Source organism: Actinomycetospora flava, assembly GCF_037400335.1.
Lineage (GTDB): Bacteria > Actinomycetota > Actinomycetes > Mycobacteriales > Pseudonocardiaceae > Actinomycetospora > Actinomycetospora flava.
In genome coordinates this window covers 155,802-180,647 of record NZ_JBBEGM010000006.1, presented here as the reverse complement: position 1 = coordinate 180,647, position 24,846 = coordinate 155,802, and the positions used below count along the sequence as shown (strand labels likewise).

Sequence of the window (24,846 nt, the reverse complement as noted above, 5' to 3'; positions counted from 1 at the left end):
CGGCCCCGGCACCGAGATGCCGGGCCGAGCCTCTCGAGGAGGTCACAGTGCAGGATCCGGTCGTCGGCCACGAGGCTGCCGACGCCACCGACTCCAGCGTCGGCGGAGTGCCCACCTCCGGGCAGGCCGCGCCCGGTGGCACCGCCCAGCCGGACGGGGCCACCGACGGCGGCGAGACCGCCGCGCCCGACGGCGCCCAGACCATCGCCGGCGAGGCCCGCGCGGCCGAGTCCGCCGCCTCGGCGTCGGCCGCCCCTCAGGCGAACGGTGACGGCGCGGGCGACCCGGAGCTCGAGCGCGTGCGCGCCGAGCTCGCGGAGCGCACCGCCGACCTGCAGCGGGTGTCCGCCGAGTTCACCAACTTCCGGCGGCGCACCGAGCGCGAGCGGGAGTCGACCGTCGCGGGCGCCAAGGCGGCCGTCGCGGGCGAGCTGCTCACCGTGCTCGACGACGTCGAGCGCGCCCAGAACCACGGCGACCTGACCGGCCCGTTCAAGGTCGTCGCCGACCGGCTCACCGAGACGCTGCAGCGCGCCGGGCTCGAGCCCTTCGGGGCCGAGGGCGACGCGTTCGACCCCTCGGTGCACGAGGCCGTCGCCCACGAGACCTCCTCCGAGGTCTCGGGTCCGACCGTCACCACGGTGATGCGTCGCGGCTACCGCTTCGGCGACCGCGTGCTGCGGGCGGCCATGGTCGGCGTCACCGACTCGGACGGGTCGGCTCCCACCGTCCCCACCGAGCCGGCCGACGCCGGCACCACCTCCTGAGAGCGATCCTGACCACCACATCCCCCACACCGCGGAAGGAGCAGTCCCGCCATGAGCGCCCGTGACTGGGTCGAGAAGGACTACTACCGCGAGCTGGGCGTGGCCAAGGACGCCTCCGCGGACGACATCAAGAAGGCGTATCGCAAGATCGCCCGCGAGAACCACCCCGACGCCAAGCCGGGCGACGCCAAGGCCGAGTCCCGGTTCAAGGCGGCCGGCGAGGCGTACGGGGTGCTCTCCGACCCCGAGAAGCGCCAGCAGTACGACGAGGCCCGGACGATGTTCTCCGGCGGCCGCTTCGGCGGTTTCGGCGGCGGCCGGGGGGCCGGCGCGGGCGCCGGTGCCGGCGGCACCGGGTTCTCCGGCGGCTTCGACGTCGGCGACCTCTTCGGCGGTCGCGGCGGGCAGCAGCCCGGGGCCGGCGGCCTCGGCGACCTGCTCGGCGGGCTGTTCGGCGGCGGGGCGGGCGCCCCGACCGGCGGGCCGGTGCCCGGGGCGGGCGCCAGCAGGCCCCGTGAGCAGCGCGGCGCGGACGTCGAGACCGACGTGCGCATCGACTTCTCCGAGGCCGTCGGCGGCACGACCCTGCCGCTGCGCCTCGCGTCGCCGACGCGCTGCAACACCTGCGGCGGCAACGGCGCCAAGCCCGGCACCAGCCCCCGCACCTGTCTGACCTGCGGCGGCGCCGGCGTCGTCTCGCGCAGCCAGGGCGCGTTCGCGTTCAGCGAGCCGTGCCGCGACTGCTCGGGCACCGGCTCGATCGTCGATGACCCGTGCCCCGAGTGCGGGGGCGACGGCGTCAGCACCCGGTCGCGCACCCTCACGGTGCGCATCCCGGCCGGTGTCGACGACGGCCAGCGCATCCGGCTCGCCGGGCAGGGCCAGCCGGGCAGCCGCGGCGGGCCGGCGGGCGACCTGTTCGTGGTCGTCCACGTCAACCCCGACGACCTGTTCGGGCGCTCGGAGCGCAACGCCGACGACCTGACGCTCACCGTGCCGGTGACGTTCCCCGAGCTCGTCGACGGCACGACGATCACCGTGCCGACCATGGACGGGAAGGTCTCGCTCAAGGTGCCCGCGGGCAGCCAGAGCGGGCGCACGCTGCGCGTGCGCGGCCGCGGGGTGCACCGCAAGGACGGGCGCACGGGCGACCTGCTGGTCACCGTCGAGCTCTCGGTCCCGCAGCGCCTGAGCTCCGAGGCCCGGGAGGCGCTCGACGCCTACGTGAAGGCCACCGCCGACCACGACCCGCGCGCCGACCTCACCCGGCGTGCCGAGGCCGCCGCACGGAGGGAGACGGCGTCATGAGCGGGCGCGACGAGCGGGGACCCTGGCCGTCCCCGCTCGGCGCCTCCTCGTCCGGTCCAGCCATGCCGCCGCTGCCCGCCTGGGCCGACGAGGACACCCCGGTGTTCGTGATCTCGGTGGCCGCCCAGATCGCCGGCATGCACGCGCAGACGCTGCGCTCGTACGACCGCATCGGGCTCGTGACGCCGGGACGCGCCAGCGGCGGCGGCCGGCGCTACTCGGTGCGCGACATCGCGGTGCTCCGCGAGGTCCAGCGGCTCTCGCAGGAGGACGGCGTCAACCTCGCCGGCATCAAGCGCATCATCGAGCTCGAGCGCGAGGTCGGGGCGCTGACCGACCGCCTCGCGGAGGTCACCGAGGAACTCGCCGGGTGGCGGGCCGCCGCCGAGCAGGCCGCCCGCAACGCGGCCGACGGCAGCGCGAACGACCGCCTGCCGGCCCGCCGGACCCAGTCGGTCGTCGTCTGGCAGCCCGGCCCGAGAAGGCGTGATTGACCACCGGAGCGCGCCGGAAGTCGGTGGGCAGCCCGAGGTACGAGGGCTGACGACCGCACTTCCTGGCAGCGGCTATTCAGTGAACGGGTCGTAGGTGATGCGGTCGAGCCCGACGCCGTCGACGAGCAGCGCCGACGCCGTCGCGCGGATCATGTTCGGCGAGCCGGAGAGCAGCACGTCGTGCTGCGACCAGTCCCCGCCGCGGACCACCGCGTCGCGCAGCGTCCCGGGCTGGGTCTGCTGGTCGAGCGGGTCGTCCTCGCACACGGCGGCGACCTGGAGCCAGGGATGGCGCTCGGCGAGGGCGTCCAGGCGGTCGAGCACCGTGAGGTCCTCGGGCACGCGGCCGCCGAGGAACACCGTGCACGGCCGCGGCCGGGCCCAGCGGGCCATGTCCTCGCAGAGCGCGAGCACGGGGGCGCCGCCGGTGCCGCCGGCGACCATCAGCACCTCGCGGGTGCTGCGCGGGTCGAGCCCGAGGCGCCCGGCGGGCGGGCCGAGGCGCCACCGGTCGCCCGGCGTCGCGTGCGCGACCATCGCCCGGCTCACCCAGCCGCCCTCGACCGCGCGGACGTGGAACTCGAGGAGGCCGTCGGGACGGGGCGCGGTCGCCGGGCTCAGCGGGCGCCACATCCGCGGCCGCTGCGGGATCTCGACGGTGAGGTACTGCCCCGCGCGGTGGGGCACCGGGGTGTCGGGCGCGACGTGCACGACGGCGAGGTCCCAGCTCAGGCGCCGGTGGCCCACCACGGTGCCCTCGGCGACCGCCGGGTCGGCCGCGGCCCGGACCGCCTGCTCCATGGGCCCCGCGGCCAGCGAGAACGCGCGCACCCACGCGTGCTCGGTCGCCTCGTCCCAGGTGGCGCCGAAGCGGCGCATCGCCCCGATCAGCGCCACCCCGAGCGCCTCGTACTGCTCGGCGCGCAGGCCCAGCGCACGGTGCTCGCGCACCAGCGGCTCGAGCATCGCCCGGAGCTCGCCGGGGCGGTCGACGGCGCTCATCGGCAGCACGAGCGAGCGGAGCAGCCGGCGCGCCGGCTCGGTGACCCGCGCCGGGAACAGCGCGCGGGTCTGCGGGGCCAGGCTGAACAGCAGCGCGGCGAACCAGTCGGCGAGCTCGTCGACCTGCGGCTCGACCTCGGTCCAGGTCTGGCGGACCCGGCGGGCGGCGCGCTGCTCGGGGGTCTCGTCGGTGCGCGCGGGCTCGGGCCGGGGCTTCGGAGGCGCCGGAGGCGTCGGAGCCGGCGGCGCCGTGGGAACGACGGCGCGTGCGGTGTTCGTGGGCTCGCCCGGGGTGTCGTCCGGGGCCGCGTGGCGCCCGGGCCGCACCATCGGTGTCGTGGCTGGTGGCGGGACGGCACGGACCGTGGCGAGACGGCGTCCGCGGCGGGCCGGGGCCGGTGCGGGCGCGGCCGTGGAGGTCGGGTCCGGACCTGCGGACAGCGGCTCCGCGGACATGGACGACGTGCCTCCTCGACCCCCCGGCGCGGACGTGTCCCCGCGCGACCGCACCACTATGACAGCACGTCATGGTTCGTCACGCAGGGTCCCCATCCGGGGCTCGACGTCCGGCTCGCGATGTGCGCCGGACGGTGCTCGTAGGCACGCTGAGCAGCGACGACGGTCCGGTTCGGCGTGGTTCACCGTCGTCGCAGTGGGTCACCGGTCACCGTGACGAGGTGAAGGGAAGAAACGGCGCCGCGGCAGAGTTGAGCTGAGTAGACTCAAGTTGTGAGGGCGGCTGGTGGGCCGCCCGCCCACCCCCACCAGGAGGAAACCGATGGACTTCACCCCCACCACCCGCACCCAGCAGGCGGTGTCGGCCGCGGTCCGCGCGGCCACCGTCGACGGTCACCCGCAGGTCTCGCCGGCCCACCTCGCGGCCGCGCTGCTCGAGCAGACCGACGGCCTCACCGAGCCGCTGCTGCGCGCGGTCGGGGCGGACCCGTCGGCCGTCGGCTCCGACATCGGCAAGGTCCTCACGAGCCTGCCGAGCGCCAGCGGCTCCAGCGTCGCCGCGCCGCAGTTCGACCGCGAGATGGCGCGCGTGCTGCAGCACGCCCAGCAGCTGGCCGCCGACATGGGCGACGAGTACGTCTCGACCGAGCACCTGCTCGTCGGGCTCGCCGCCGCCGGCGGGCGCACCGCCGACGTCCTGACCCGCCACGGCGCGACGCCCGAGGCGCTGAAGGAGGCGTTCACCAAGGTGCGCGGGTCCGGGCGCGTCACGTCCGCCGACCCGGAGGGCACCTTCCAGGCCCTCGAGAAGTACGGCCAGGACCTCACCGAGCGCGCCCGCTCCGGCGACCTCGACCCGGTCGTCGGCCGCGACGCCGAGATCCGTCGCGTCGTGCAGGTGCTCTCGCGGCGCACCAAGAACAACCCCGTGCTCATCGGCGAGCCCGGCGTCGGCAAGACCGCGATCGTCGAGGGCCTCGCCCAGCGCATCATCGCCGGCGACGTGCCCGAGTCGCTGCGCGGCAAGCGCGTGGTCGCCCTGGACCTCGGCTCGATGGTCGCGGGCGCCAAGTACCGCGGCGAGTTCGAGGAGCGGCTCAAGGCCGTCCTGCAGGAGATCACCGACTCCGCGGGCCAGGTCATCACGTTCATCGACGAGCTGCACACCATCGTCGGCGCCGGCGCGACCGGCGAGTCGGCGATGGACGCCGGCAACATGATCAAGCCGATGCTCGCCCGCGGCGAGCTGCGCATGGTCGGCGCGACGACCCTCGACGAGTACCGCCAGCACATCGAGTCCGACCCCGCCCTGGAGCGCCGCTTCCAGCAGGTGCTGGTCGGCGAGCCGACCGTGGACGACACCGTCGGCATCCTGCGCGGGCTCAAGGAGCGCTACGAGGTGCACCACGGCGTGCGGATCACCGACGCCGCGCTCGTCGCCGCCGCCACGCTCTCCGACCGCTACATCACCGCGCGCTTCCTGCCCGACAAGGCGATCGACCTCGTCGACGAGGCCAGCTCGCGGCTGCGCATGGAGATCGACTCGCGGCCGGTCGAGATCGACGAGGTGGAGCGCGCCGTGCGTCGCCTCGAGATCGAGGAGATGGCGCTCGACAAGGAGTCCGACCCCGCGTCGCGCGAGCGCCTGGGCGCCCTGCGCGCCGAGCTCGCCGAGCGCCGCGAGGAGCTCGACGCCCTGACCGCCCGCTGGCAGGCGGAGAAGGACGCCATCGACGGCTCCCGAGTGCTCAAGGAGCGCCTCGAGGGGCTGCGCGGCGAGTCCGAGCGCGCCGAGCGCGACGGCGACTACGAGCGTGTCGCCAAGCTGCGCTACGTCGAGATCCCGGCCCTGGAGAAGGAGCTGGAGGCCGCGGACGCCACGTCGGCGGCGCCGGTGATGCTCAAGGAGGAGGTCGGCCCCGACGACGTGGCGGACGTCGTGTCGGCGTGGACCGGCATCCCCGCCGGGCGCCTGCTCGAGGGCGAGACCGCGAAGCTGCTGCGCATGGAGGACGAGCTCGGTCGCCGCGTCGTCGGCCAGGCCGAGGCCGTCCGGGCGGTGTCCGACGCCGTCCGGCGCGCCCGCGCCGGGATCGCGGAGGAGGACCGGCCGACCGGGTCGTTCCTGTTCCTCGGCCCCACCGGCGTCGGCAAGACCGAGCTGGCCAAGGCGCTGGCCGCGTTCCTGTTCGACGACGAGCGGGCGATGATCCGCATCGACATGAGCGAGTACGGCGAGAAGCACTCCGTCGCCCGCCTCGTCGGCGCCCCGCCCGGGTACGTCGGCTACGACCAGGGCGGCCAGCTCACCGAGGCCGTCCGGCGCCGCCCGTACTCGGTGGTGCTGCTCGACGAGGTCGAGAAGGCGCACCCGGACGTGTTCGACGTGCTCCTGCAGGTCCTCGACGACGGGCGCCTCACCGACGGCCAGGGCCGCACGGTCGACTTCCGCAACACGATCCTCGTGCTGACCTCGAACCTGGGCTCCCAGGCGCTCGTCGACACCTCGCTCGACGACGCGGGGCGCCGGGACAAGGTCATGGAGGTCGTGCGGCGCTCGTTCAAGCCGGAGTTCCTCAACCGGCTCGACGACGTCGTGGTCTTCCACGCCCTGTCCACCGAGGAGCTGACGTCGATCGTCGACATCCAGCTCGAGCGCCTCGGCGCCCGGCTGGCGGCCCGCCGCCTCACGCTGGCGGTCAGCGACGCGGCCCGCGAGTGGCTCGCGCTGCAGGGCTTCGACCCGATCTTCGGGGCGCGGCCGCTGCGCCGGCTCGTGCAGTCGGCCATCGGCGACCAGCTCGCCCGGGCCCTGCTCGCCGGCGACGTCCGCGAGGGCGACACGGTGCAGGTCGACCTCGACGAGTCCGCCGACGGCGGCACCGGCGGGCTCGTGGTGTCGCGCGCCTGACTCCGCGCGCCTGAGTGAACGAACGGCGCTCTCGTTGCCACGCAAGCAGCGAGAGCGCCGTTCGTTCGTCACGATGGCCGAGGACCCGCCTCGTGCCGGGCGCCCGCGGCGGCGAGGATGCCGTCCGGGTCGTAGGTCCGGGCGATCGCATCGAGGCGGGCCGCGTGCGCGCCGAACGTCGCGGTCCGGTCGGCGTCGTCGTCCAGCCCGGCGAAGTTCACGTACATCCCGCCGGTCGCGAAGGGGCGCAGCGACTCCCAGCCCCGCCGCGCCCACCCGATCGCGGTCGCGTCGAGCGCCGGGTCGGTCCAGCCCGCGTCGATGCTGACGTTGAACCGGGCGCCGCGGTGGGCGTAGGCGCTCGCGTCGGCGCCGACCCGGTCGATCGCCCCGCCCAGTGTGCGGACGATGACGAGCGACTGCGGGGTCGGGCGGCCCCTGTCGGCGGCGAGCACCGCGGCCGCGGCGTCGTCGTCGAGGCGGTCGAGGAAGTGCGACTTGAAGAAGTACCGCGCCCCGGACGGGAACAGCGGGTCGGAGCCGGTCTGGCTCGTCGCGTAGTCGCTGACGCCGGTCACGTCGACCAGGGGCGTGCCGAGTTGCGCGAGCGGGGCCAGGGCCTCGATCCCGTCCTCGGCCGGCCCGGCGTGCAGCCCGGCGACGACGACCACCGGGGCGCCGTGCATCTCGGCGGGGAAGCCCGGGTCGGGCGGGATGCTCCAGAGCGCGAACTCCGGCGACACGGTCTCCGGCGCCCCGACGGCCAGGTCGCGCCAGGCGCGCAGCACCGACGCCGCGTCCTCGTAGGGGTAGAGGACGAGCGAGTGCGCGACGTCGGGACCGAGCGGGAACAGGGCGAACTCGAACGCCGTCACGACGCCGATGCCCCGCCCGCCGCCCCGGGCGGCCCAGAAGAGGTCGGCGTGCTCGGTGGGGCTCGCGGTGCGCACCATCCCGTCGGCGGTGACGATCTCGAGCGAGCGCAGGGCGTCGCAGCTCAGCCCGAAGGCGCGCTGGAGCTGGCCGAGCCCGCCACCGAGGGTCAGGCCGGCGACGCCGGTCTCCGAGACCTCGCCGCCGGGCACCGCGAGACCGTGCGGCGTCGTGGCCGCGTTGACGTCGGCCCACCGGGCGCCGGCGCCGACGCGCGCGGTGCGGGACACCGGGTCGACGGTCACCGTGGACATGCCGGACACGTCGATCACCAGGCCGTCGTCGCAGATCGCGCTGCCCGCGACCTGGTGCCCGCCGCCGCGGATGCTCACGGGCGGGCGGTGCCGGCGCGCGGCGGCGACCGCGGCGACGACGTCGTCGGTGCCGCGGCACCGGGCGACGACGGCGGGGTGCCGGTCCACGAGGCCGTTCCAGACGCGGCGGGCCTCGTCGTGGCGGGGATCGTCGCGGTCGATCACGTCGCCCGTGATCGTCTCGCGCAGGGTCGTCGCGAGCGCGTGCTCGCGCTCGGTGGTGCGGGTCGTGCGAGTCGTCGTCATCGGTGCTCCTCCTCGGGTGTCAGGCCGGGACGGCGTTGGTCAGCGCGCCGAGGGACTCCTCGACGTCCCAGCCGCGGACCTCGACGTCCGCGAAGGCGGGGTGCTCGCGCAGGCCGGCGACGAGCGGGCCGTCGCGGTAGGCCTCGGCGGCGGCGCGGTCGGTGAACAGGTAGAAGCCGCCGTGGTGGGACCGGTCGACGAGCCAGGTCTTGGCGACGAACCCGGGGACCGAGCGCAGGGCCTCGGCGAAGTCGACCGCGCCGTCGTACAGGGCCTCGGCGGGGACCGCGGAGGTGAAGGTGATGTGCAGGGCGTACATGGGGTCCTCCCGGAACAGGTGGTGTCGGTGTGCGACCCACGCTGCGCCGACCGGCTGACAGCGCCCTGGCACGACGCTGGCAGCCCCGCCATGCTCGTCACGAGGAGTGGCGATGGGTGCTGGGGAGAAGGTCCGCGTCGACGTGCTCGGGCCGTTGCGGCTGAGCGTCGACGACCGGCCGGTGGCCGTGCGCGGGCCGAAGCGGCGGGTGGCGCTCGCGGTCCTCGCGCTGGCCGGGGGCCGCACGGTGACCGTCGACCGGCTCGTCGACACCCTCTGGCCCGACGACCCGCCCGAGACCGCGCGCGCCACCGTGCACAGCCACGTCTCACGGCTGCGCGCCGACCTCGGCCCCGCGGCGTCCCGCCTGCGCACCGACGAGGGCGGATACCGGCTCGCGCTGGACGACGACGGTCTCGACCTGGCCGCGGCGCGCGGGCTGCGCGACCGCGCCCGCGCACTCGACCCCCGGGCGGCGGCCGCGACGCTGCGGGCCGCCCGCGCGCTGTGGCGTGGGCCGGCGCTCGCCGACCTCGCCGACGTCCCGGGCCTGCGCGCGGACGCCGACGGGGCGCGCGAGCTGTGGCGCGACGTCACCGACCGCCTCGTCGACGCGCTCCTCGCCGACGGCGCGGCCGACGAAGCGCTGCCGCCGGCCGCCGACGCGGTGACCGACGACCCCTGGCGGGAACCGGCGGTGCTCCGCCTCGTCCGCGCGCAGGCCGCCACCGGGCAGGCGCCGCGGGCGCTGGCCACCGCGCGGGATTTCCGCCGGCGCCTCGCCGACGAGGCGGGCCTCGACCCGTCACCCGCCCTCGCCGAGCTGGAGCGCGCCGTGGCGGCCGGGGCCCTCGGGCCGTCACCGACCCGGGCGCCGGTGCCCGTCGCCGAGCCGGTGACCGGACTGCACGGCCGCGCCGACGAGCTGGCGAGCACCGACCGGCTGCTGCGCGCCGAGCGCCTGGTCACCGTCGTCGGCCCCGGCGGGGTCGGCAAGACCAGCCTCGCCCGCGCGCTCGCCCGCCGCCACGAGGACGCGACGACGGTGCTCCTCGCCCCGCTCACCGACGCCGGGGCCCTGCCGCACGCGCTCGCCGACGCCGTGGGCCTGCGGGCGATCACCGGCGACGTGCTCACCGCGTGCCTCGACGTCCTCGCCGGGGCGCCGCGGCTGCTGGTGCTCGACAACGGCGAGCACCTGCTCGACGCCGTGCGCGACCTCGTCGCGACGGTCCTCGCGCGGGTCCCCGAGGTGACCGTGCTGCTCACCAGCCGCGAGCCGCTGGGCCTGCCCGAGGAGTCGGTGGTGCGCCTGCCGCCGCTGCGCGTGCCCGCCCCGGCGCAGCGCGCGGGCACCGACGTCCCGGCGGTCGCGGTGTTCGTCGACCGCGCGTCGCGGGTGCGCCCCGATCGCGCCCTCGACGACGAGGACCTCGCCCACGTCGGCGACATCGTCCGGCGTCTCGACGGCCTGCCGCTCGCCATCGAGCTGGCCGCCGGGCGCCTGTCGACGTTCGCGCCCGCGGCCCTGGCCGCGCGGCTCGACCGCTCGCTGGACCTGCTCGGGAGCCGTGGGCTGCACGTCCGCCACCGCACGCTGCGCGCGACCGTCGCGTGGTCCTACGACCTGTTGACCGACGCCGAGCAGCGCCTGTTCCGGCACCTCGCGGTGTTCGCCGACGGGGTCGACCTCACCGCGGTCGAGGCGGTCGCCGCGGACCTCGGGCCCGGGGCCGATGCCGCCGACTCCGGTGACCTGCTCGCCCGCCTCGTCGACGCCTCGATGCTCGACGCCGACCGCGGCGCCGGCCGCACCCGCTACCGGATGCTCGAGACGCTGCGCGCGTTCGGCCACGACCGGCTGGTGGACGCGGGCGAGCTCGACGCCGCGGAGGCCCGGCTCGTCGCGTGGGCGGTCGCGCTCGCGGTGTGGGTCGCGGACACCGCCTACAGCCCCGACGAGGTGACCGCCGACGCGGTGCTGCGCCGGGAGCAGGGCACGTTGCGGGCCGCGTTCCGCCTGGCCCGGCGCCGCGATGACCTCGACGCGGCCGTCACCGTGTCGACGGTCCTCGCCGAGCACGCCTACTGGCGCGACCTCGACGAGATCCGGGGCTGGGCCACCGAGCTGCTCGACGACCCGGCGCTCGCGGGCCATCCGGGGCGGGCCGCGGTGCACGGCGCCGCGTCGCTGGACGCCTACATCCGGGGGGACGCGCCGCGCGCCGAGCGGCTGGCCCGCGCGGGACTCGAGCACGCCCCGCCCGACGGCGTGCACCGCGGCCGCCAGCTGTGCCTGTCGGGGCTCGCGCAGGCCGAACTCACCCGCGGGGCCTGGGCCGACGCCGCGGCCCACGACCGCGCGGCGCTCGACGCCGTCGACGGCCCGGCCTCCGAGCCGACCGTCGCCGCGCTGGCCACGCTCTACGGCGGCGACCCGGACGGGGCCCGCGCGCTGGCCGCGCTCATCCCCGCCGACGACGTCCCGACGCTGGTGGGGCTCGCGGCCTACGTCCACGGCGAGATCGCGAACGTCGTCGGGGAGACCGACGTCGCCGAGGAGCGCTACGGCACCGCCATCGCCCGCGCGCGCGAGGTCGGGTCGAGCTTCCTCGAGGCGATCGCCGGTGTCGGCCTGGCGTCCCTGCTGTCCCGGGCCGGCCGGTCCACCGACGCCCTCGCGGGCTACCGGGACGTCGTCGACCACTGGGCGGCCGGCGGCAACTGGGGCCATCTCTGGGTGACCCTGCGCAACCTCGGTGACCTGCTCCGCGAGCTCGGCGACGCCGCGACGGCCGACCTGCTCGACGCCGCCGCCGACCGCGCACCCGACGCGCCCGACGACCCGGCCCACCCGGGCCGCCTCCCCCGCGAGCAGGCCCCCGACCGCCACCGGGCCCTCGCGCTGGCGCGCGACGCGATCGCCCGCCACCTCGGGGAGGTCCCTGACAGCGCCTGACAGCGGCGTGCCCGCGCGCTGACAGGCGTCCTCCCGATGCTCGGAGGCATCCGAGACCAGGAGGAGACCGCCATGTCCGTCACCACCACGCGCGCGCCCGTGATCCGCTCCGTCGACGCCGTGCATCGCCTCGGCACGATCGTCGGCGTCTGGGCCCACCCCGACGACGAGGTGTACCTGTCCGGCGGCCTCATGGCGGCCGCCGCGGCCCGCGGGCAGCGGGTCGTCGTGGTCACGGCCACCCGGGGCGAGCACGGCACCGACGACCCGGCCCGCTGGCCGCCCGCACGCCTCGCCGCCCGGCGGTCCGAGGAGATCGTGGCCAGCATGGCGGCGCTCGGCGACACCATCGAGCACCGCTTCCTCGGCGAGGCCCGCGGCCGCTGCCACCTCGACGGCGCCCTCGTCGGCGACCCCGGCGGGGACACCGTCGACGAGCTCGCGGCCGTCCTCGCCGAGGTCGGGCCGGACACCGTGCTGACCTTCGGGCCCGACGGGCTCACCGGCCACCCCGACCACCGCGCCGTGTCGGCGTGGACCGGGCGCGCGGTCGGTCAGGTCGCGACGGCGCCGCGCGTGCTCCACGCCTGCGTCACCGACCTCTGGGTCTCGCGCTTCGGGGAGTTCGTGGAGCCGATGGACGACGGCGACGACGCGTTCGCGCCGTACCCGTCCGACCGGCTGGCCGTGGAGCTGGAGCTCGAGGGCGAGCTGCTGGCACGCAAGGTCGCCGCCCTGCGCGCCCAGGCCACGCAGACCGCCTCGCTCGAGGCGGCGGTCGGGTCCGCGCGGTACGAGACGTCGGTCGCGGGGGAGTACTTCCGGCCGGCGGTGGGGTCGTGACCGCGTCCCCGGCCCGTCTGCTCGCCGCCACCGTCGCCGCGACCAGCGTGGGCCTGGGGCTCGCGACCGGGACCGGCCCGCTCGTCGGGCCGGTCGCCGCGGAGTTCGGGGTCCCGCGCAGCGCCGTGGCGGGGATGCTGGCCGCCACCCTGGCCCTGACGCTCGGCCTCGGCGTCGTCACCGGGCCGTGGAGCCAGCGCCACGGGCCCCGGCCGCTCGTCGTCCTCGGCGCCGTCGCGATCCCCGCCGGCCTGCTCGTCCTCGCCCGCACCGGGTCGTTCCCGGTGGCCGCGGCGGGGTTCGCCCTCGGGGTCGGCGGCGGGGCGGGGTGCCTGTTCGTGCCGCTGCAGACCGCGGTCGGCGCCGCCTTCGCGCGGCACCGGGCCGCGGCGCTGGTCGTCGCCTCCGCCGGGGCGGGGCTCGCGACCGTCGTGGCCCCGCCGGTGACGGTCGCGCTCGTCGGCGCGCTCGGGGTCCGCGGCACGGCCGTGGCGCTGGCGGTGATCGCCGCGGTGGTCGTCGGCGTGTGTGTGCCGGCGACTCCGGTCGGCAGGGGGGACGCGACGGCGACCACGGCCGGTCTGCGCACGGCCCTGGCGGACCCGGCCTTCCGCCGCTTCGTGCTCGGCGCCGTCGGGGTGTGCGCGGCGATGTTCGTGCCGTTCGTGCACCTGGCCTCGTTCGCGACGATGCGCGGCGCCGCCCTCGCCACGGGCGCCGTGCTGGTCGCCGTGGCGGGGACGGCGAGCCTGCTCGCGCGCCTCGCGGCGGTGCCGGCCGTGGCCCGGTGGGGCGCCTGGACGGTGTGCCGGGTGGGCGGGGCCGCGCTGGTGGCGAGCGTGACGGGCTGGCTGCTCGCCGACGGGTCGTCGGTCCGTCTGGCGGCCTTCGCCGTGGTGTTCGGGCTCGGCCACGGCGCCTTCGTCGGTGTCAGCGGCGCCGCGGTCGCCGAGCTCTTCGGGGTCGCCGGGTTCGGCCTGCGCCTCGGGACGATGCACCTCGCCGCCGGCACCGGCGCCCTGCTCGGCCCGGCGCTGGCGGGGGTCGCCGCCGACGCCGCCGGGAGCCCCTCGGCGGGGATCGCCGTGGCCGCCGCCCTCGGCGTCACGGGGTGCGCGGTGTTCCTGTCGGCGCGCAGCTCAGAGCGCGCGGGCCAGCGCGAGGGCCTCGGTCAGCGGGGGTGACGGGCCGAGCCGATGGTCGAGCTCCGCAGGCTCCGTCTCCGGGGCCGGCGGCCGTCCGGCGGGGCGCAGGACGTCCTCGACCACGTCGCCGCGACCCGGGCCGCCGGCGCGGAACAGCACCTCGGCCGTGTCCGGGCGGTCGGACGCCGCGGCGAGGCGGGCGAGCCAGCGCAGGCTGTGGGCGACCTCGGAGGCGTAGCCGAGGCCGGCGTAGGCGTCGAGCGCGCGGCGCAGGTGCTCGCGCGCCTCGTCCGGCGTCCCGTCGCGCAGGGCCAGCGCGCCCAGCGTGCGGCGGCTGACCCCGGCCCCGATGGGGTAGTCGAGCTCCTCGCAGGCGCGCGCCGCGGCGTCGGACGCCGTGCGCCCCGCCTGCGGGTCCGGCCCCGCGAGCAGGCACCCGCGCACGGCGGCCGCCCAGGCGACGAGCGCCGGGCTCCCGATCCCCGGCGCCCCGCGGTGGGCGTCCTCGGCCTGGGCGATCGCCGCGTCGAGGCGCCCGGTCGCGGCGAGCGCGACGGCGCGGAACGTGAGCAGCTCCGTGTGCCAGGGCGCCATGTCGTGGGCCGCCGCGACCGCGAGCGCCTCCTCGACCCACCGCAGCGCCTCGGCGTCCCGCCCCGCCATCCGGGCCCGGAAGAACAGCGCGCGCCGGGCGTTCACCCCGGCCAGGGGCGAGGACCCCGCGAGCGCCTCCTCCGCGAGTGCCGCCCCGCGCTCCACCGAGCCCCGCAGCACGTGCGCGACCGCGGCGGCGGCCGCGGCCTCGCTGCGCGAGCGCCCCGAGGACTCCGGCCAGCGCCGCAGCACGACGTCGCCCAGCTCGGCCACGGGCATCGCGCTGCGGTTCTTGAGCACGCTGCACATGGGGACGAACAGCGGCAGCGCCCGGTCGGGCCCCTCGTCGTGGGCGACGCACCAGCGCAGCGCGTCGGCGACGTCGGTGTGCAGGTTCTGCAGCGTGACCATGAGGTCGGCGGGCCAGGCGTGCACCATGCGGTCGCGCGCGTCGACGGCGGCGGCGAGGACCGAGTCGACCCAGCGGTCGCGGACGGCCTGTTGCTCGCCGCGCTCCTCGAGGCGGTCGCGGGCGAAGCGGCGCATGGTCGCGAGCAGCGCGTACCAGGTGCGGCCCGCCCGCTGCTGCACGGTGAGCATCGACGCCGCGACCAGCCGGTCGAGCCGGTCGACGGTGCCGAGGAAGTCACCGTCCTCGCCGGCCACCGCGTGCGCGTGGTCGGCGGTGAAGCGTCCCGCGAACACGCCGAGGCGGGCGAAGAAGCGCCGGGTCGGCTCCGGGAGCCGGTCGTGGGACCAGGCCACGGCGGCGTCGAGGCTGCGGTGCCGGGCGGGCCCGGACGTGTCCGTGCGCCGGAGCAGGCGCAGCCGTCGGTCGAGGTGCTCGAGCACCTCCTCGGGGGTGAGGCTGCGCAGCCGGACGGCGGCGAGCTCGAGGGCGAGCGGGAGCCCGTCGAGGCGCCGGCACAGGGTGGCCACCACGACGGCGTCGGCGTCGAGGTCGAGGCGGGCCCCGCAAGCCGCCGCGCGCTCGGCGAGGAGCCGGGCGGCCGGGCTGCGGCGTACTGACGCCGGGTCGTCGCCGCCGGGGAGGTCGAGGGTGCCGAGGGCGAGGACGTGCTCCTCGGGCAGCCCCAGCGGCTCGCGGCTGGTGGCGAGCACGGTGATCCCGGGACAGCGCGCCAGGAGCCGGTGGACGGCCGGGGCCACGGCGTCGAGGAGGTGCTCGCAGTCGTCGAGCAGGAGCAGCCGCTCCGCGCTGCCGAGCGCCTGGCCCGCCGCCTCGAGCGAGGGGAACCCCAGCGCGTCGGCGATCGCGCACCCGACGGCGCCGGGCCCGGTGACCGCGTCGAGCTCGCAGAGGGCCACCGGGCGGCCCGTCTCGGCGGTCGCCGCGGCCCGCGCCACCCGCGTCTTGCCCACCCCGCCGGCACCGACCAGCGTGACGACACGGACGCCGGCGAGCAGCCGGCGGACCTCGGCGAGGTCGGCGTCGCGGCCGTGCAGGGTCGTCGTCGACCAGCGCAGCAGGCCGGGCGCGACCTCCGGCGCCGCCGGCAGGGCCTCCGCGACGGGCGGCGACTCCTGCTGGGCGAGCACCGCCGCCTCCAGGGCGCCCAGCTCCGGGCTCGGGTCGAGGCCGGCCTCGTCGGCGAGGCGGGCGCGGTAGCCGCGCAGGACGGCGAGGGCGTCGACGGTGCGGCCCGCGCGGGACAGGGCGGTGGCGAGCTGGCGGTGCGGGCGCTCGCGCAGGGGCTCGGCCGCGGCGGCGCGCTCGGCGTCGGGGAGCACCTCGTGGTGGCGGCCGGCGGCGAGCTCGGCGTCGAGCAGCTCCGCGCGGGCGGTGTGCTGCAGGGCGTCGAAACGGACCCGGTCGGCGGCGAGCCCGCTGGTCTCGGTGCCGGGCAGGTCGGCGAGGTCCGCGAGCCCGGGCCCGCGCCAGCACGCGATCGCGTCGCGCAGGAGCCCGGTGGCCTCCGGGGTGCCGCGCGCGGAGCGGGCGCGGCGCAGGAGGTGCTCGGCGCGGTGCAGGTCGAGCTCGTCGGGCCCGACGACGAGGCGGTACCCGCCGGGTTCGCGACGCAGCCGGGTGCCGAGGTCGCCCAGGGATGCGCGGAGCCGGGAGACGGTGGTGTGGAGGCGGCCGCGGGCGCGGTCCGGCGGGTCGTCGCCCCACAGCGCGTCGATCAGGCGCTCGTCGGAGACCGGGTGGCCGTCGGCGCAGAGCAACAGCGCGAGCACGGTGCGTGGCCGGGTGCCGCCGAGCGGGACGACGTGTCCACGGTGCCGGACCTCGACGGGCCCGAGCACGCCGAACTCGACGTCCACGCTCATCCCTCACATCCCGGGCGACACCGAGGGTAGGACCGCTGCCAGCGCACCGACAGCGGGTTGTGAGCCCACCGCCCGACGCTGACCGCACCGGCAGGAGCCGGCACGACGGTCAGGAGGCCGCGATGGACCAGGACAAGGTGACGGAGTTCCTCGGGCGGGTCGTCAGCGACATGGGCGCGACGGGGTCCGCGGGACAGGTGGTGATCGGCGGCCGGCTCGGCCTGTACCGCGAGCTGGCCCGCGGGCCCGCGACCCCGGAGGAGCTCGCCGAGCGCACGGGGTGCGTGACGCGGTACGTGACGGAGTGGCTCAAGGGGCAGGCGGCCGGCGGCTACGTCTCCTGGGACGCGGCGAGCGGCACGTTCTTCCTCACCGAGGAGCAGGCGTTCTGCCTGGCCGACCCGGACGGCCCGAACGTCCCGGCGTTCTTCCGGGTCGGGCTGGGCTACCTGCGGGCCGAGCCGCGGGTCGCCGAGGCGTTCCGGACCGGCGAGGGGATGCCGTGGCACGAGCACGACGAGGACGTGTTCGTCGGGGTGGACGCGTTCTTCCGGCCCGGCTACGTCGCCGAGCTGGTACCCCACTGGATCCCGGCGCTGGACGGGGTCGAGCGCCGGCTGCAGGCGGGTGCGCGGATCGCCGACGTCGGCTGCGGCCTGGGCACCACCTCGGTGCTGATGGCCGAGGCCTACCCGCGCAGCACCGTGACCGGCTCGGACTATCACGACACGTCGATCGCGCTCGCCCGCAGGAAGGCCGCGGACGCCGGCGTCGGGGACCGGGTGACGTTCGAGGTCACCGGCGCCCAGGGCTTCACGGGCACCGGCTACGACCTCGTGACGATGTTCGACTGCCTGCACGACATGGGCGACCCCGTCGGCGCCGCCCGCCGGGTGCACGACGCGCTGACCCCGGACGGCACGTGGCTGCTCGTCGAGCCCTTCGCCGGCGACACCCTCGAGGAGAACCTCACGCCGGTCGGCCGCGTGTACTACGCGGCGTCGACGCTGCTCTGCGTGCCGAACGGCCTCTCGCAGCCCGGCGGCTACGCGCTGGGCGCGCAGGCCGGCGAGTCGGCCATCCGCGACGTGGTCACCGCCGCCGGGTTCACGCGCTTCCGCCGTGCCGCGGAGACGCCGTTCAACCTCGTCTACGAGGTGCGCCCGTAGGTGACAGCGGAACGGCAGCGGGGCGACAGGCTCCGGCGCCACGGTTCCCGGCATGACGACTCTCGAGAACCGACACACGACCGAAGCCTGCGGCGAGACCGTCTTCGGCTGGATCCTCGGCATGGAGCACACCACCGCGCTCTACCTGGGCGACCGGCTCGGTTGGTGGCGCTCGCTGGCGCAGGACGGCCCGGCCACCGCGCCGGAGCTCGCCGCGCGCACCGGGACCGCGGCCCGGTACGCGCGGGAGTGGCTGGAGTACCAGGCGGTGAGCGGCATGCTCACCGTCGACGACCCCGCCGCCGCGCCCGACGCCCGCCGCTTCACGCTGCCGGCCGAGCACGTCCCGGTGCTCGCCGACCTCGACGACGAGGCGATCATGACGCCGTTCGCGCGCATCCTCGTCGCGAGCCTGCGCCGGATCGACGACCTGCTCGAGGCCTACCGCACCGGCGGCGGCGTCAGCTGGGAGACGTTCGGCGACGACGCCCGCGAGGGCCAGGCCGCCCAGAACCGCCCGCTGCTGCGCGACGCCCTGTGCCGCGACCACCTGCCGCTGCTCGGCGACGTCGACCGCGCCCTGCGCGCCGGCGGCCGGGTGGCGGACGTGGGCCTCGGCGAGGGCTGGTCGGCGATCGGCATCGCGCGGGCCTACCCGGCGGCGACGGTCGACGGGTTCGACGTCGACGCGGCCTCGGTGGAGGCGGCGCGGCGGAACGCGTCGTGCGAGGGCGTGGCCGATCGGGTCGCGGTCCGTCACGCCGGCATCGAGACCGCCGAGGCCGGCGCCTACGACCTCGTCTGCGCGTTCGAGTGCGTCCACGACATGCCCGACCCGGTCGGTGTGCTCGCCGCGATGCGCCGGGCAGTGGCGCCGGGTGGCACCGTGCTGATCATGGACGAGAAGGTGGCCGACGCCTTCGCGCCCGACGGCGACGAGGTCGAGCGGCTGTTCTACGGCTTCTCGCTGATGTGCTGCCTGCCCGACGGCCTGTCGACACCCGGCTCGGCGGCCACCGGCACGGTGATGCGCCGGGACACGCTCGAGGCCTACGCCCGGGAGGCGGGGTTCTCGACGGTCGAGGTGCTCGAGGAGCTGGACGCGGAGATCTTCCGCTTCTACAGGTTGTCCTGAGGTTCCACCCGCCCGTTGGTCCCGTCGACCCGCACCCACGGGACGTCGGCGAGGCGGGCGACGGCGTCGCGGACCCCCACGACGGCGGGCAGCCCGTACTCACGGGCGACGACGGCGCCGTGCGAGTTCGACCCGCCCATCTCCATGACGAGCCCGCCGGCGGTGAGGAACAGCGGCGTCCAGCCGGGGTCGGTCGACGGACAGACCAGCACGTCGCCGGGGTCCAGGTGCGCGCCCTGCGGGTCGAGGATCACCCGCACCCGGCCGGTCACCGTGCCCGCCGAGGCCGGGACCCCGGTCAGCGCGCCGTCCGGGGCCTCGCCGGTGTCGCCCAGCGCCTCGGGCTCGGTGCCGTCGGAGAACACGAGCCGGGGCACGTGGCGGCGGCGCAGCTCGCGGTCGTAGGTGGCCTTCCGCGTGCGCACCAGGTCCCGGCGATCGACGTCCTCGCCGGCCTCGGTGATCCCGAGGAAGAAGACGTCGTCGGGGTGCTCGAGATGGCCTGTCGATGCGAGCTCCTCGCCCACCTCCGCGAGCTCCGCCCGGGCGGCCGCGAGCACCGTGACCAGCCAGTACTTCGGCAGCTCACGCAGGCCGACGAGCTCACGGGCACGGCGCAGCGCGAACGCCACCACGCGCCCGCGCAGGCTGCCGGCCCGCGTGGCGAGGGCGTCGATCGTCGCCTCGGCCTCCGCGGCGCTGCGGGCGAACACCGTGTCCGGCGCGCGCTCCGGGTCGTCGAGACGGACGTAGTTGGCGAGCACCCCGAGCAGGTGCGCGGGGTCGTCGGACCAGCGGGGCAGGCCCAGGTCGATCTCGGCGACCGCGCGGCGACCGTGGACGGCGAGGAAGGCGTCCAGGCCGGGCGGCCGATCACCCGCGGTCAGCGCCTCGAGGGCCGCGGGGTCGTCCCGCACGCGGACCGCGAGGTCCCACAGCGCGAGGTCCATCTCGGTGGTGACGTTGTGCGGCAGCCCGCGCAGGACGGTGCCGAGCTCGCCCGGCCGCGCGCGGTCGCCGAGGAGCTTCGCGGCGAGCCCGAGCGCGAGGAACCCGGTCGCCGGGGCCGGCGCGATCCGCGGCGCCATGGGGGCGAAGGCGTCGGTCAGCATCCAGCGCACCCGGTCGAGGCGCTCCTCGCGCGTCGCGCCCGCGGGGGCCGGCAGGGCCCGCTCCGCCTCGCCGACCAGGGCGTCGACCCGCGCGCGGGCCGTCGCCGGACGGATCCACGCGGCGACGACGTGCACGGGGATGCGGTAGCGGGCCGCGAGGCGCCCCACCCGGCGGATCGCCGGGAGCGGCGAGCGGCGGGTGACCGACAGCTCCGGGCGGTCGAGCTGCGTCGCGATGACCTCCGCCGAGCGCCGCTCCATCACCCCGAGCACCCCGCGGGCGCCGGCGCGCCCGACCCGGCTGCGCAGCAGGTCGGTGAGGTCGACGAACACGCGCTCGCCGGCCTCCGACAGCATCGGCGGGCCCTGCTCCGGGTCGTCGACCGGCGTGCCGAGCAGGCGCGCGACGCCCGTCGCGAGGTGGCGTGCCGCCGAGAGCCCGGCCGGGGTGAACGGGCGGAACACGCCCTGCGCGACGTTCGCCGAGAGGAACAGGCGCAGCCCCGGGCGCCCGGGCACCAGCGGGTAGAGCGTGGTGATCGGCCGCGACTGGGTCAGCCAGGCCGTGCCGTCGCCGTCGATCGCCCACTCGGTGTCCTGCGGGCTGCCGAACAGCGCCTCGGCGCGGCGGCCGAGGGCGGTCAGCGCGTGCACGTCGGCGTCGGGCAGCGCCGCGGCGTCGGTGTGGGCGACGGTCTCGGTGCCCCCGCCCGCGCGGGCCCGCACGACCGACCCGCCCGCCCCGGGGCGCCGCTCCGCGATCGTGCCGTCGGGGTCGACGACGAGGTGCTCGGGATCGACCGACCCGGACACCACCGACTCGCCCAGCCCCGGTGCCGCGTCGATCACCGCCTGCCCCCGCCGCCCGGTCACCGGGTTCGCGGTGAACAGGACGCCGGCCCACCGCGCGTCGACCATCCGCTGGATGACGACGGCGAGGGTGACGGCGGCGTGGTCGATGCCCTGCGCGCCGCGGTAGGCGACGGCCCGGTCGGTCCACAGCGACGCCCAGCACCGGCGGACGGCGTCGAGCACCGCGTCGGCGCCGACCATGTTGAGCTCGGTGTCCTGCTGGCCCGCGAAGCTGGCGTCGGGCAGGTCCTCGGCCGTCGCCGACGAGCGCACGGCCACCGGGCCGTCGGGGCACGCGACGCGCACGGCGTCGGCGACGTCGTCGGGCACCGGGACGGCGAGCACGGCGGCGCGGGCCTTCTCGGCGAGGACGTCGGTCTCGTCCGCGAGCAGGGCGTCGAGCGCCGTGCCCACCGCGCGCCGGTAGGCGTCCGTGGTGACGCAGACGCCGCCGGGGACGGGCAGGCCGGCGCGGACGAGCGCGGCGAGGTTGGACGCCTTGCCGCCGACCCGCCCGAGCGTCGCCGGGTCGTCGGGGTCGATCGCGTCGAGGGACAGCACCAGATCGGTCATCACGGCCTCGTCTCCTGCGCGTTCCCCGGTGCCGCGGCGTCGCCGAGCAGGGCCATCGCGCGTCCCACCAGGGCCCGGTCCGCGGGGTCGAGGCGGTTCATGATCTCGAGCTGGGCGTCGGCCCGGGTGCGTTCGAGGCGGCGGAGCAGGCCCTCGCCGTCCTTGCTGATCGCCACCCGGCGGACCCGCCGGTCGGTGGGGAGCTCCTGGCGCTCGACGAGCCCGCGCCGCACGAGGGCGTCGACGAGCCGGCTGGTGGCCGAGTGCGACCGCCCGACCCGCTCCGCGAGGGCCCCGAGCGACACGGGCTCGCCCGCGTCGAGGACGTAGAGGGTCGCGAGCTGGGTGAGCGACAGCTCGTCACCGCCCTCGACGGCCCCGAGCAGGTCGAGCAGGAACGCGGGGATCATCGCGCGCCGCATGTCGCCGAAGCTGGCCGCCAGGCGCTCGCGTTCGTCGTCCATCGCCGATCCTTGCATCGCTGCAATGTATGCATTGATGCAAGCACCGGGTCGGTGTGCTGTCAAGCGGCGCTACGCTCCGGCCGCGGGTGGAGGGGGCCGTGATGGCCATGGTGCGGGTCCTGGGCGCGATCGCGGTCGACGACGTCCCGGTCCGCTCGGCCCGCGTGCGCCGCCTGCTCGCGGTCCTCGCCCTCGAACCCGGCCGGGTGGTCGCCGTCGACCGGCTGGTCGCCCACGTGTGGCCCGACGACCCGCCCCACCACGGCGAGGCCGCTCTGCACAGCGCGGTCGCGCGGGCCCGTCGCGTGCTCGGGGACGGCGCGCTGCGCACCGAACCGCCGGGCTACGTGCTGGACACGCCGCTCGACGCGACGGCCGCCGTGGCGCTGCGGGACCGCGCGCGGGCCTCGGGGGCCGCCGGCTTGCTCGACGAGGCCCTCGCGCTCTGGCGCGGCCCGGCGTTCGCCGAGTTCGCCGACGAGGAGCCGTTCCGCCCGGTCGCGGTCCGCCTCGACGAGCTGCGCGCCGACCTCGAGGACGCCCGGGCGCAGGCCGACCTCGACCTCGGACGCCCCGGTGACGCCGTCGCGCGCCTCGAGGAGCTGGTGGCCGCGGCGCCGTTCCGCGAGCGCCGGCGCGAGCTGCTCGTGGAGGCGCTGCACCGGGCCGGGCGAGCCGGGGACGCGCTCGCGGCCGTCGCGACGTACCGCCGCGTGCTCGCCGACGAGCTGGGCCTCGACCCCGGCGAGGGCATCCGCCGGCTGGAAGCGGCGGTCCTGGCGGGCTCGCACCCCGGTTCCGCAGCGAACGCGCCGTTCGTTGCGCCAGAAGCAGCGAACGGCCCGTTCGCTGCCACCCCGGGGCCCGCGCTGCTGGGTCGCGACACGGCGCTGGCGGGGATCACCGGGGTGATCGGGGAGGGGCCGGTGACGCTCGTCGGGCCCGGCGGGGTCGGGAAGACGACGCTCGCCCGGCACGTCGCGGCGGCGGCGGGCGGGTCGTTCCCGGACGGTGTCGTGGTCGCCGAGCTCGCGGCCGTCGCCACCGGGAGCGAGGTCGCGCCGGCGGTCGTGGCCGCGGTCGGCGCGCCCGGCGCGTCCGGCACCGATCCCCGCGACCGCGTCCACGCCGTCCTGCGCGGCCGGCGCCTGCTGCTGGTGCTCGACAACGCCGAGCACGTCGTCGACGCCGTCGCCGCGCTGGTCACGGGCGTGGGCGCCGCCTGCCCGACGGTCGCCGTGCTCGCCACCAGCCGCGAACCCCTCGGCGTGCCCGGGGAGCGCGTCCGGCCCGTCCCGCCGCTGGCCGAGGACGCCGCGGTCGCCCTGTTCGCCGAGCGCGCGGTCGCCGCCGACCCGGCGTTCGTCCTGTCCGACGCCAACCGGGACGCGGTCACCGAGGTTTGCCGGCGCCTCGACCGCCTCCCGCTCGCCCTCGAGCTGGCCGCCGCCCGGATGCGCGTGCTCTCCCCCGCCGAGCTCGCCGCCGACCTCCCGCTGCACCGGCGCTTCCTGCGCAGCCCGCACCGCGGCGCCGACGACCGCCACCGGACCCTGCACGCCGTCGTCGACTGGTCGTACCGCCTGCTCCACCCCCGCGAGCAGGCCGTGCTCGCCCGCCTCGCCGTGTTCGCCGGCGGCTTCACCCTCGCGGCCGCCCGCGACGTCGCCGACGATCCCGACCTCGACGCGGTGCTCGCCGACCTCGTGGACAAGTCGCTGGTCACCGCGACCGTCGACCACACGCGCACCGGGCCGTCGCGCTACGCGCTGCTCGAGACCGTGCGCGCCTACGCCCGCGAGCGTCTCGACGAGGCGGGCGGCACCGCGGCGGCCCGGCGCCGCCACGCCGACCACGTGCTGGCGCTGCTCGAGCGCGAGGGCGCGCTCGTCGGTCCGGAGTCGGCGCGCCGGCTCGCGGCCGTCACGGTGGCGTGGGACGAGATCCGGGCGGCCGTCGCGTGGGGCACCGAGCACGACCCGGCGCTCGCGGCCGCGATCGTGGCGCGGCTGATCGACGTCGCCGAGGTCCGCATGACACCCGAGATCTTCGCGTGGGCGGACGACCTGCTGGCCTCCGGAGAGGCACACCCGGCCGTCCACGCCGTCGCGGCGAGCGGCGCCCGGTTCGCCGGGGACCTCGAGCGCGCGGAGCGCCACGTCGCCGCCGGGCGCGCGGGCGATCCCGGCTCGCCCGTGCTCGCGTTCCTGCAGGCCGAGCTCGACCTCTTCGCCGGGCGGGCCGCCGCGTCGGCGCGCACCGCGGCGGAGGCGGAGCGCAGCCCGGCGCTGCGGGTCGGGGCCATGGCGGCGTTCACCCGCCTCCTGGCGGTCGCCTACGGCGGCGACACCGCCGGGGCCACGGCGGAGGCGGACGCGCTGGACGCCGCGGTGCGCCGCGCCGGCGACCCGCTGCTCGTGCCCTGGAGCGCCTACGTCGCCGGTGAGGTCCGCGCCGACACCGACCCCGTGACCGCGCTGGCGCTGGTCGAGGAGGCCGTGCGCCTCGCCCGCGAGGCCGGCGAGCAGTACGCGCTCGGGGCCGCGCTCGTCACCGTCACCTCGTTGCGCGCCCGCGCCGGGGACACGGCCGCCGCGGCCCGCTCGGCGCTGGCGTCGCTCGAGCACTGGCGGGGCACCGGGAACCGCACGCACCAGTGGGTCGGCCTGCGCGGCGTCGCCGAGATCCTCGCCGACGCCGGGCGCGACGAGCTCGCCGCCGAGCTCCTGGGCGGGCTCGCGTCGCGACGGTCGGGCGGCGCGCTGTTCGGCCCCGACGCGGCCCGGCTCGCCGCGCTGCGCGACGCCCTGGCCGCGCGCCTCGGCGACGACGTCCTCGCCCACGCCGAACGCCGTGGCGCCGTCCGCGACGACGACGGGCTCGTCGACCTGGCCCGGGAGGCCCTGCGCGCTCCATGAGAAGGGCCTCACGAGCGTCTCCCGAGGGCCTCACGGG

16 protein-coding genes are annotated in these 24,846 nt (G+C 77.2%); 10 read left to right on the top strand and 6 right to left on the bottom strand.

From position 1 onward, the window contains the following. The first annotated feature begins 47 nt into the window (after positions 1-47). From grpE to WCD58_RS16095, 3 genes are all read left to right on the top strand, one after another. Positions 48-767 carry a nucleotide exchange factor GrpE gene (gene grpE, locus WCD58_RS16105; protein ID WP_337704073.1) on the top strand — a complete coding sequence of 240 codons (720 nt, stop codon included), beginning with the start codon at positions 48-50 and terminating at the stop codon, positions 765-767. Between the two features lie 51 nt (positions 768-818). Further along, entirely contained in the window at positions 819-2,075 is a 1,257-nt protein-coding gene (dnaJ, locus tag WCD58_RS16100; protein WP_337704072.1) for a molecular chaperone DnaJ, read from the top strand. A 62-nt stretch (positions 2,076-2,137) separates the two neighbouring features. Then, positions 2,138-2,569, top strand: coding sequence for a heat shock protein transcriptional repressor HspR (locus WCD58_RS16095; protein ID WP_337704256.1), 432 nt, complete (start codon positions 2,138-2,140; stop codon positions 2,567-2,569). 72 nt (positions 2,570-2,641) lie between these two features. Here the strand turns inward: WCD58_RS16095 and WCD58_RS16090 are convergent, their stop codons facing one another. Further along, entirely contained in the window at positions 2,642-4,027 is a 1,386-nt protein-coding gene (locus tag WCD58_RS16090; protein WP_337704071.1) for an FAD-binding oxidoreductase, read from the bottom strand. 322 nt (positions 4,028-4,349) lie between these two features. Between WCD58_RS16090 and clpB the strand changes: the two genes are divergently transcribed. Beyond that, entirely contained in the window at positions 4,350-6,938 is a 2,589-nt protein-coding gene (gene clpB / locus WCD58_RS16085) for an ATP-dependent chaperone ClpB (RefSeq protein WP_337704070.1), read from the top strand. A gap of 68 nt (positions 6,939-7,006) precedes the next feature. Here clpB and WCD58_RS16080 read toward each other — a convergent pair whose 3' ends face one another. Next, entirely contained in the window at positions 7,007-8,431 is a 1,425-nt protein-coding gene (locus tag WCD58_RS16080; RefSeq protein WP_337704069.1) for an FAD-binding oxidoreductase, read from the bottom strand. 19 nt (positions 8,432-8,450) lie between these two features. Then, a complete protein-coding gene (locus WCD58_RS16075) occupies positions 8,451-8,750 on the bottom strand; it encodes a YdhR family protein (protein WP_337704068.1) in 300 nt (99 codons plus the stop codon). A gap of 112 nt (positions 8,751-8,862) precedes the next feature. On the opposite strand from WCD58_RS16075, the gene WCD58_RS16070 reads away from it, so the two are divergent. The 3 genes from WCD58_RS16070 to WCD58_RS16060 all read left to right on the top strand — a co-directional run bounded on the left by WCD58_RS16070 (position 8,863) and on the right by WCD58_RS16060 (position 13,736). Further along, the gene (locus WCD58_RS16070) at positions 8,863-11,709 is read left to right on the top strand and encodes an AfsR/SARP family transcriptional regulator (RefSeq protein ID WP_337704067.1); all 2,847 of its coding nucleotides are present in this window, start codon (positions 8,863-8,865) and stop codon (positions 11,707-11,709) included. Between the two features lie 72 nt (positions 11,710-11,781). Then, on the top strand, positions 11,782-12,552 hold the full coding sequence (locus WCD58_RS16065; RefSeq protein WP_337704066.1) for a PIG-L deacetylase family protein: 771 nt from the start codon (positions 11,782-11,784) through the stop codon (positions 12,550-12,552). Then, entirely contained in the window at positions 12,549-13,736 is a 1,188-nt protein-coding gene (locus tag WCD58_RS16060) for an MFS transporter (protein ID WP_337704065.1), read from the top strand. Before WCD58_RS16065 ends, WCD58_RS16060 begins: the two co-directional genes overlap by 4 nt. Here the strand turns inward: WCD58_RS16060 and WCD58_RS16055 are convergent. Then, positions 13,692-16,586, bottom strand: coding sequence for an ATP-binding protein (locus tag WCD58_RS16055; RefSeq protein WP_337704064.1), 2,895 nt, complete (start codon positions 16,584-16,586; stop codon positions 13,692-13,694). The two genes, WCD58_RS16060 and WCD58_RS16055, sit on opposite strands and share 45 nt — an antisense overlap. A gap of 122 nt (positions 16,587-16,708) precedes the next feature. Here WCD58_RS16055 and WCD58_RS16050 point away from each other — a divergent pair, with 122 nt between their 5' ends. Together WCD58_RS16050 and WCD58_RS16045 are read left to right on the top strand one after the other, a co-directional pair. Then, on the top strand, positions 16,709-17,755 hold the full coding sequence (locus WCD58_RS16050) for a class I SAM-dependent methyltransferase (protein WP_337704063.1): 1,047 nt from the start codon (positions 16,709-16,711) through the stop codon (positions 17,753-17,755). A 52-nt stretch (positions 17,756-17,807) separates the two neighbouring features. Next, positions 17,808-18,890: a class I SAM-dependent methyltransferase gene (locus tag WCD58_RS16045; RefSeq protein ID WP_337704062.1), complete on the top strand. Its 1,083-nt coding sequence runs from the start codon at positions 17,808-17,810 to the stop codon at positions 18,888-18,890. Here WCD58_RS16045 and WCD58_RS16040 read toward each other — a convergent pair. Beyond that, positions 18,875-21,427 carry a PEP/pyruvate-binding domain-containing protein gene (locus WCD58_RS16040; RefSeq protein WP_337704061.1) on the bottom strand — a complete coding sequence of 851 codons (2,553 nt, stop codon included), beginning with the start codon at positions 21,425-21,427 and terminating at the stop codon, positions 18,875-18,877. The genes WCD58_RS16045 and WCD58_RS16040 overlap by 16 nt on opposite strands. Next, on the bottom strand, positions 21,427-21,891 hold the full coding sequence (locus WCD58_RS16035; RefSeq protein WP_337704060.1) for a MarR family winged helix-turn-helix transcriptional regulator: 465 nt from the start codon (positions 21,889-21,891) through the stop codon (positions 21,427-21,429). The genes WCD58_RS16040 and WCD58_RS16035 overlap by 1 nt, the downstream gene beginning before the upstream one ends. 86 nt (positions 21,892-21,977) lie before the next feature. Here WCD58_RS16035 and WCD58_RS16030 point away from each other — a divergent pair, with 86 nt between their 5' ends. Beyond that, on the top strand, positions 21,978-24,809 hold the full coding sequence (locus WCD58_RS16030) for an ATP-binding protein (protein WP_337704059.1): 2,832 nt from the start codon (positions 21,978-21,980) through the stop codon (positions 24,807-24,809). Positions 24,810-24,846 lie beyond the last annotated feature (37 nt).